At 72.6% G+C, this 5,949-nt stretch carries 4 protein-coding genes and 1 pseudogene; 3 read left to right on the top strand and 2 right to left on the bottom strand.

Annotated elements, in window-relative coordinates:
• Positions 1-316, top strand: a pseudogene (locus GT030_RS30500) (adenylosuccinate lyase); the annotation flags it as partial.
• A gap of 159 nt (positions 317-475) precedes the next feature.
• Here the strand turns inward: GT030_RS30500 and GT030_RS30495 are convergent.
• Entirely contained in the window at positions 476-2,038 is a 1,563-nt protein-coding gene (locus GT030_RS30495; protein ID WP_161203856.1) for an alpha/beta hydrolase, read from the bottom strand.
• A 141-nt stretch (positions 2,039-2,179) separates the two neighbouring features.
• On the bottom strand, positions 2,180-3,226 hold the full coding sequence (locus tag GT030_RS30490) for an Rv2578c family radical SAM protein (RefSeq protein ID WP_135794584.1): 1,047 nt from the start codon (positions 3,224-3,226) through the stop codon (positions 2,180-2,182).
• A gap of 133 nt (positions 3,227-3,359) precedes the next feature.
• Here GT030_RS30490 and GT030_RS30485 point away from each other — a divergent pair, with 133 nt between their 5' ends.
• Both GT030_RS30485 and GT030_RS30480 read left to right on the top strand, forming a co-directional pair.
• On the top strand, positions 3,360-3,803 hold the full coding sequence (locus GT030_RS30485; protein ID WP_161203855.1) for an SRPBCC family protein: 444 nt from the start codon (positions 3,360-3,362) through the stop codon (positions 3,801-3,803).
• 155 nt (positions 3,804-3,958) lie between these two features.
• Positions 3,959-5,949, top strand: a 1,991-nt coding sequence (locus GT030_RS30480; RefSeq protein ID WP_346009778.1) for an MFS transporter, incomplete at its 3' end; no start/stop codon positions are given.

Raw genomic sequence — 5,949 nt, 5'->3', positions numbered from 1 at the left:
GGACCCGCGTACCGCGCGGGCGGCCGCCGCACTGGCCACCAATGAACTCCGCGTCGCCTATGCCCTGCAACCGGTGCGCCTGCTCGTCCGGTTGCGGGCCCCCGAGTCGGTCCCCGCGCTCATCACCACCCTCGAACGCCGTCTCCGCCCCCACGACCCCTACCGCCGGGTCGCCCTGGCCTGCGTGGAGGGCCTCGGCACCCTGGCCGACCCGCGGGCGAAGCGGGTACTGACCGAGGCGCTCGCCCACCCGGCCCTGGCGGAGGCCGCCGTGACCGCGCTGGGGCGCATCCCGCGTCAGCAGCAGCGGAGTTGAGACCTGAAGTACCGCACCGCCGGCACCGACGTGCCGTCCTCGGCGCCGTCCGGGCCTCAAGCCCGCCCGGGTGTCCACGGCGGGGAGCGTGGAGAGCGGCACCGGCCGCGCGCCCCCGGATCTTGCGGTGCCCGCCGAGGTGGCGGGCACCGGTGGGGGTCAGTGGCGGAAGCCCAGGAGGCCGTGGAGGGTCGAGCCCTTCGAAGCGGCGGGGGCCGTCTTGGCGTCCAGGGGTTTCGGGGCGGGGGACTTGCCGCAGACCGCGTCCACCGCGCCGCGGCCACGCGGGACCGTGCCGTCGGTGAGGTAGGCGGTGAGATGGCCGTCGAGACAGGAGTTGCCGGCCAGGGTGATGCCGTGGTTGCCGCCGCCCTGTTCGACGACGAGGCTGGAGTGGGCCAGGAGACGGTGGGCCATAAGGCCGCCCGAGTACGGGGTGGCCGCGTCGTCCGTCGCCTGGAAGAGCAGGGCCGCGGGAAGCTTGCCGTTGGCGATGTTGACCGGCTCGCGCGGAGGCGTGGGCCAGAACGCGCACGGCGCGTTGTACCAGGCGTTGTTCCAGGTCATGAAGGGCGACTTGCGGTGGGCCGCCCAGGTGTCCCGCGACCAGCGGCGCCAGTCGCGCGGCCAGGGCGCGTCCCGGCACTGGACGGCCGTGTAGACGCTGTAGTTGTTGTCCCCGCCCGCGTCGACGGCGGCGAAGTTCTCGTACGCCTGCTCCAGCGGCCCGGTGTCCTTGTCGTGGACCCAGGACGCCAGCGCCTCGGCGAGGTAGGGCCAGTAGCCGTCGTAGTACCCGCCCGGCATGTACGTGTCCTCCAGCTCGGCGGCGCCCACCTTGCTGTCCGCCGGGTCCTTCGCCAGCGCGGCCCGCATCGCGTACCAGTCGGCCTCGATCCGCGCGGGGTCGGTGCCCAGGCCGTACGCCTCGTCGTGCACGGCGATCCACGCCATCAGGGCCTTGTGGCGGGCGTCGAAGGCGTGGTCCTGGGTGAGGTTGTCCTCGTACCAGACGCCGGTCGGGTTCACGATCGAGTCCAGCACCAGGCGGTGCACCCGCGACGGGAAGAGCTTGGCGTAGACCGCGCCCAGGTAGGTGCCGTAGGAGTAGCCGAGGTAGCTGAGGCGGCCGGCGCCCAGGGCCGCGCGGACCGAGTCCAGGTCACGGGCGGCCGAGACGGTGTCGATGTACGGCAGCACGTCCGCGTGGGCCTTGCCGCAGGCGGCGGCGAAGGACCGCACCCGGTCCAGGTTCCGCCGCTCCAGCTCCGGCGTGGCCGGGACGGTGTCCGGGCGTACCGGCGTGAAGTGGTCCGGGGCGCAGTCCAATGCCGGGGCGCTCTTGCCGACGCCGCGCGGGTCGAAGCCGATGACGTCGTACTGCGCGGCCACCTTCGCGGGCAGCGCGGAGGCGATGTACCCGGCGAGGCTGAGCCCGCTGCCGCCGGGGCCGCCGGGGTTGACCAGGAGCGGGCCCTGGGAGGTCCGCGCGGTGTGCGGGACGCGGGACAGGGCGAGCGAGATCTGCCGCCCGGCGGGCCGGGCGTGGTCCAGCGGGACCTTCAGGGAGGCGCACTGAAGGGCCGGGTAGTCGCGGGTGCCGCAGTCCTTCCAGGCCAGGCCCGGCGCGGCGGGGGCGGGGGCGGCCTGGACGGGCAGGGCGGTGGCCGAGGCCGCCAGCAGGACGGCCGTCGCGCCCAGCACGGCTGCGCGTGTTCTCATGCGTGGCAACTCCACGGGACGGAGGATGGCGCGGACCGCGGGGGATGCGGTCCTCGCGGCATCGTCCCTGCGATCCCCGTGCCCGGAGCCCGTCCGCCCCGTACTTGACCCGAACGGGTCGCCGGATGCCCTCGAACGCCCTCACATCAGGGTGAGCTGCGTCGGCTCCGGTTCCGCCGGCCGCTCGTCGGGCCGGGCCGGACGGATGCGCCGGGTGGCGCCCGCGCGGGTCGGCCCGATGCCGTACTCCCGTGCCAGCTCGTGCACCTGGCGGGTGACCCGGCGCTGGTACCAGGTGGGGGCGTAGGAGCCGCCCGCGTACAGCCGCTGGTAGCGGGCCACCAGGTGCGGATGGTGCTCGGCGAGCCAGCTCATGAACCACTCCCGCGCGCCGGGCCGCAGATGCAGCACCAGCGGCGTCACCGAGGTGGCCCCGGACTCCGCGATGGCGCGGACGGTGTCGCGCAGCTGGGCGGGCTGGTCGCTGAGGAAGGGGATCACCGGGGCCATCAGCACCGCGCAGCCGATGCCGTGCTCGCCGAGGGTACGCACCACGTCCAGCCGTCGCTCGGGCGCCGGGGTGCCCGGCTCCACCGTGCGCCACAGGGCCGGGTCGGTGAAGCCCACGGAGACCGAGATGCCGACGTCGGTGACCTCGGCCGCGCGTACCAGCCGGTCCAGGTCGCGCAGGATCAGGGTGCCCTTGGTGAGGATGGAGAACGGGTTGGCCCGCTCGGTGAGGGCGTCGATGATCCCCGGCATCAACCTGTACCGGCCCTCCGCACGCTGGTAGCAGTCCACGTTGGTGCCCATCGCCACGTGCTCCCCGCCCCAGCGCGGCGAGGCCAGCTGGCGGCGCAGCACCTCGGGCGCGTTGACCTTGACCACGATCTGCGAGTCGAAGCCGAGCCCGGTGTCCAGGTCGAGATAGCTGTGCGTCTTGCGGGCGAAGCAGTACACACAGGCGTGCGAGCAGCCTCGGTAGGGGTTCACCGTCCACTCGAACGGCATCCGGGACGCGCCCGGCACCCGGTTCAGGATCGACCGCGCCCGCACCTCGTGAAAGGTGATGCCTTTGAACTCGGGCGTGTCGAACGTACGGGTCACCACGGCGTCCGCGCCGAACAGCGCGCCGTCGGGGGTCCGGCCGTGACCACCGGACTCGTCGGTCAGGTTCTCCCAGCGCATGACGCCTCCTCGGTAGCTCGTTCCCCACAATAGAACATCTGTTCCCATGATCGGGCGGACCCGGATTTGGAGCCGGGGTGCCGGGGTGGTTGGCTGATCCGAAACGCTGGAAAACAGGTCGTGGAGGAGAGCGATGGCGCAGGTCGAGGCCACTACGGAACGAGTCGTCGCGGCGAACGCCGACAGGGTGTTCGACGCGCTGACCGACTACCGGACCACCCGCCCGAAGCTGCTCCCCGAGCACTTCAGCGAGTACGAGGTCCGCGAGGGCGGCGACGGTGCGGGCACCCTCGTGCACTGGAAGCTCCAGGCCACCAGCAAGCGCGTACGCGACTGCCTGATGGAGGTCGGCGAGCCGACCCCCGGCGAGCTGGTCGAGAAGGACCGGAACTCCACCATGGTCACCACCTGGCGCGTCACCCCTGCCGACGAGGGCCGCTCCCGTGTCGTGGTCACCACCACCTGGAAGGGCGCCGGCGGCATCGGCGGCTTCTTCGAGCGCACCTTCGCCCCCAAGGGCCTGGGCCGCATCTACGACTCGGTGCTCGACAGGCTCGCCGCCCAGGTCGAGGGCTGAACCTTCCAAACACCGGCCGGTGCGGGGGGCGTTGCTCCCCTCACCGGTTCGAGTGATCTCCGCCGAGACCGGATTCATGCCGTAACTCGCCGTATGTGTTCGCAGTTGTCGCGTAACGCGGGATGTGCGACAGGTGTGAGCGAGGGGAGCGGTACGTGGGCGGAACGACGCTGGTGTGCGAGGAGCCGGTCACCGAGGCGGTGCCGGCTCCGGTCGAACACCTGGACCCACCACCCGCCCCGGCACCCGGACTCGGCGCGCGCCAGGTGCGGTTGGTCTTCGTCGGGCTGATGCTCGCGCTGCTGCTGGCCGCGCTGGACCAGATGATCGTGGCCACCGCGCTGCCGAAGATCGTCGGCGAGCTGCACGGCCTGGACAAGATGTCCTGGGCGATCACCGCCTACCTGCTGACCTCCACCATCGGCCTGCCGCTCTACGGCAAGCTCGGTGATCTCTTCGGCCGCAAGGGCGTCTTCCAGTTCGCCATCCTGGTCTTCGTGATCGGCTCCGCCCTCGCCGGGCGCGCGCAGAGCATGGACCAGATGATCGCCTTCCGCGCGGTGCAGGGCATCGGCGCGGGCGGCCTGATGATCGGCGTGCAGGCGATCATCGCGGACATCGTGCCGCCCCGGCAGCGCGGCCGCTACATGGGCCTGATCGGCGCCGCCTTCGGCCTCGCCTCCGTCGCCGGACCGCTGCTCGGCGGCTACTTCACCGACCACCTCTCCTGGCGCTGGTGCTTCTACATCAACGTCCCCTTCGGTCTGGTCACCCTCGCCGTGGTCGCCGCCGTGCTGAAGCTGCCCCGGCCGGGCAAGCGCGCCCGGCTCGACGTGCCCGGCGCGCTGCTGCTCGCCATCGCCTCGACCTGCCTGGTGCTGCTGACCAGTTGGGGCGGGACCGAGTACGCCTGGGGCTCCAGGGAGATCATCGGCCTCGGCGCGGGCGCCCTCGCCGCCGTCATCCTGTTCGTGGTGGCGGAGCGTTTCGCCGCCGAACCCCTCATCCCGCTCCGGCTGTTCCGGGACTCGGTCTTCAACGTCGCCGGCCTGGTCGGACTGGTCATCGGCGTCGCCCTGTTCGGCGCGGCCAGCTATCTGCCGACCTTCCTCCAGATGGTCGACGGGGCCAGCGCCACCGAGTCCGGACTGCTGATGCTGCCCATGATGGCGGGCATCGTCGGCGCCTCCATCGTGGGCGGCCAGCTCATCAGCCGCACCGGCCGCTACAAGGTCTACCCGGTGGCCGGTGCGGCGCTCGCCGCGCTCGGCATGTGGCTGCTGTCCCGGCTGGAGGCCGACACCCCCCGGCTGTCCTACAGCGCCTGGATGGCCGTCCTCGGCACCGGCATCGGCCTGGTCATGCCCGTCCTGGTGCTCGCCGTGCAGAACTCCGTCCGCCCCGCCGACCTCGGCACCGCCACCAGCGCCAACAACTACTTCCGGCAGATCGGCGGCAGCGTCGGCGCCGCCATCTTCGGCACCCTCTTCGCCAACCGGCTCACCGACGCCCTGCGCGAGGACCTTCCGGCGGACGCCTCGGCCGCGCTGCCCGACCCCGAGGCGATCACCCCGCAGCTCGTGCACGCGCTGCCCCCGGCGCTGCGGGACGCCTACATCCACGCCTACGCCGACGCCATGCCCCGGATCTTCCTCTACCTGGTGCCGGTGCTCGTCCTCGGCCTGATCATCGCCTTCTTCCTCAAGGAGAAACCCCTGGTGTCCCAGCACGCCCCCCTTGCCACCGACCCGGACACCGTGCCGGGCATCCCCGTACCGCCCCAGGCCCGCGTGCCGCACACCGCCGGGATCGCGGTCTGCGGCACCGTCCAGCACCCGGACGGCACCGTCGTGCCCCGCGCCGCGCTGACCCTCATCGACGTCGGCGGGGTGCAGATCGGCCGGGGCGCCAGCGGCGACGACGGCCGCTACGCGCTGGCCACCCCCGGCGCCGGCTCCTACGTGCTCATCGCGGCGGCGGGCGGCCACCAGCCGCAGGCCGTCTCCGTCACCGTGGGCGAACGCCCCGTCGAGCTGGACGTGGTCCTCGGCGGCGCCGGACGCCTCGCGGGCGCCGTGCTCACCGCCGACGGCAGCCCCGTGCGCGACGCCACCGTCACACTCACCAACGTGCACGGCGAGGTGGT

Origin of the sequence: Streptomyces sp. SID1328 (assembly GCF_009865595.1) — a bacterium.
Taxonomy (GTDB): domain Bacteria; phylum Actinomycetota; class Actinomycetes; order Streptomycetales; family Streptomycetaceae; genus Streptomyces; species Streptomyces griseoluteus.
Note: the sequence above shows the minus strand (reverse complement) of the source record. Positions and strands in the feature narration are given on the sequence as shown.

What these genes read in the sequence shown, in the direction of transcription:
- GT030_RS30495 (WP_161203856.1), bottom strand. Translation starts at nt 2,038, where the DNA reads ATGAGAACACGCGCAGCCGTGCTGGGCGCGACGGCCGTCCTGCTGGCG.
- GT030_RS30490 (WP_135794584.1), bottom strand. Translation starts at nt 3,226, where the DNA reads ATGCGCTGGGAGAACCTGACCGACGAGTCCGGTGGTCACGGCCGGACC.
- GT030_RS30485 (WP_161203855.1), top strand. Translation starts at nt 3,360, where the DNA reads ATGGCGCAGGTCGAGGCCACTACGGAACGAGTCGTCGCGGCGAACGCC.